Annotated in this window: 1 pseudogene; it reads right to left on the bottom strand. The window is 70.7% G+C overall.

The window, feature by feature from the left end:
* Nucleotides 1-442: 442 nt before the first annotated feature.
* Nucleotides 443-1,069: pseudogene (locus FV228_RS30625) on the bottom strand (MFS transporter); the annotation flags it as partial.

The raw sequence follows: 1,069 nt of genomic DNA, 5'->3' as shown, positions 1-1,069 counted from the left end.
CCGCATGGCGCTCGGGTAGGGCGCCCGGCCCGGGGGCGCGTAAGACGCCTCGTAGACGAGGCGCGGATAGGGCGCCGGCCCGGGGGCCGGGAGAGGGGCCGCGAATGGGGCCGCGAAACAGGCGGCATCGCGGTACGCGGGTCGGGAATACGCAACCTGGGCCATGCGGGAACTCGCGTACGCGCTTCCCCGTATGGCAGCCGTCGCCGTTCGCCCGCGGAGGCTTTTTCCGCGCACGTGGCCTGGGCTGCCCGTCTGGGGAGGACATCAACCGTCCAGCCCATTAGGCCTCGGCGTGGTTAATCTTGGCTAAAGAGCCGGCAACGCCGGACGCACCGCCCTGGAACACGCTCGGACGGCGTGCGGAACACCGGACACGCGCCCCGAAAAGCGGTCGCCGACGCGCGAAGACTGAGGAGACCGTCCGCTCGTCTGCAGGCCGTTACCGGGCCGGCGCCTCCATCGGCCCGTGGCGGCGCGCCACCAGGAGACACAGCAACGCCACCGGCACGCCGATCAGCGAGGTGCCGACGAAGAACCACGCGAAGCCGGTCCACTCGATCACGAAGCCCGAGAACCCGGCGAGCACGCTTCCCGGGAGGGCGCAGAGCGAGGTCAGCAGGGCGTACTGGCTGGCCGCGTGCTCGGTGGCCGCGAGCCGGGACATGTAGGTGATCAGCACAATCGACGCGAAGGCGTAGGCGAAGCCGTCGATCCCGACCGTGACCGCGAAGGTCCAGAACGCCGCCCCGCCATGGCCGCCGTGCCAGGCGAGGTAGGCGAGCGCCAGATGCGAGGCCGAGGCCACCACGGTGCCGATCAGCAGGCTCGCCATCATGCCGATCCGCGGGATGATCGCGCTCGCCAGGAAGGTGCCGCCCAGCGCGATCCAGAAGCCGAACAGCTTGGTCACCGTGGCGATGTCGGTGTTGGTGTAGCCCAGCGTCTTGAACAGCGGGATCGCCATGGTGCTCGACACGTAGCCGGGCATCCGGAAGCCCGCCACCAGCGCCAGAACCGGTACCGCCAGGGGGCCGAGGCGGGCCAGCAGGTCGCGGATCGGCGCCCA

The sequence above is a fragment of the Methylobacterium sp. WL18 genome (assembly GCF_008040015.1).
In the GTDB taxonomy this organism is placed as follows: Bacteria; Pseudomonadota; Alphaproteobacteria; order Rhizobiales; family Beijerinckiaceae; genus Methylobacterium; species Methylobacterium mesophilicum.
Note: the sequence above shows the minus strand (reverse complement) of the source record. Positions and strands in the feature narration are given on the sequence as shown.